The sequence below is a fragment of the Alteromonas sp. MMG017 genome, assembly GCF_018100795.1.
GTDB lineage: Bacteria > Pseudomonadota > Gammaproteobacteria > Enterobacterales > Alteromonadaceae > Alteromonas.
In genome coordinates, this window is the sequence record NZ_JAGJDY010000035.1 from 1 (window position 1) to 1,150 (window position 1,150).

1 pseudogene is annotated in these 1,150 nt (G+C 50.0%); it reads left to right on the forward strand.

The window, feature by feature from the left end:
• Positions 1–1,150, forward strand: a pseudogene (locus J8L84_RS20090) (hypothetical protein); the annotation flags it as partial.

The window sequence follows — 1,150 nt, forward strand, 5'->3', positions numbered from 1 at the left end:
AACGCAAACGGTCACTGGTTTAGTGGGCAACAATGGGACCTTCTCAATTCCTATCACGGTGGATTTGGCCGACGGCTTGTTAACGGTAGACGCCACTGTGCTAGATACGGATAACAGTACCCTCGCCAACATTACGACCACGGGCTTAGTTGATGTAAACCTCGATGTGTTGAGTTTAGATGCACTTGATTTCACCTCAGCGACACCGACCATTACGGGTATCAGTGAGTTTATCGGCAAAGTGATTAGTTTAGCGATCACCGATGGCAGCGGCGCTACGCAAACCGTTACTGGTTTAGTCGGCAATGACGGAACCTTCTCTATCCCTATCACGGTAGATTTAGCTGATGGCTTGTTAACGGTTGACGCCACTGTGCTAGATACGGATAACAGTACCCTCGCCAACATTACGACCACGGGCTTAGTTGATGTGAACCTCGATGTGTTGAGTTTAGATGCACTTGATTTCGCGTCAGCGACACCGACCATTACGGGTATTAGTGAGTTTATCGGAAAAGTGATTAGTTTAGCGATCACTGATGGCAGCGGGGCTACGCAAACCGTCACTGGTTTAGTGGGCAACGATGGTAGTTTTTCAATCCCAATCACGGTGGATTTGGCCGACGGCTTGTTAACAGTAGACGCCACTGTGCTAGATACCGATAACAGCACCTTGGCCAACATTACGACCACGGGCTTAGTTGACGTAAACCTAGATGTGTTGAGTTTAGATGCACTAGATTTCGCCTCAGCGACACCCACCATTACGGGTATCAGTGAGCACGTGGGTAAGGTCATTAGCTTATCGATCACCGATGGCAGCGGCGCGACGCAAACCGTCACTGGTTTAGTCGGCAATGACGGAACCTTCTCAATCCCTATCACGGTGGATTTAGCTGATGGCTTGCTAACGGTAGACGCCACTGTGCTAGATACCGACAACAGCACACTCGCCAATATCACGACCACGGGCTTAGTTGACGTGAACCTCGATGTGTTGAGTCTGGATACACTGGATTTTAACTCAGCGACACCCACCATTACGGGTATCAGTGAGTTTATCGGCAAAGTGATTAGTTTAGCGATCACCGATGGCAGCGGCGCTACGCAAACGGTCACCGGCTTCGTCGGCAATGACGGGACCTTCTCA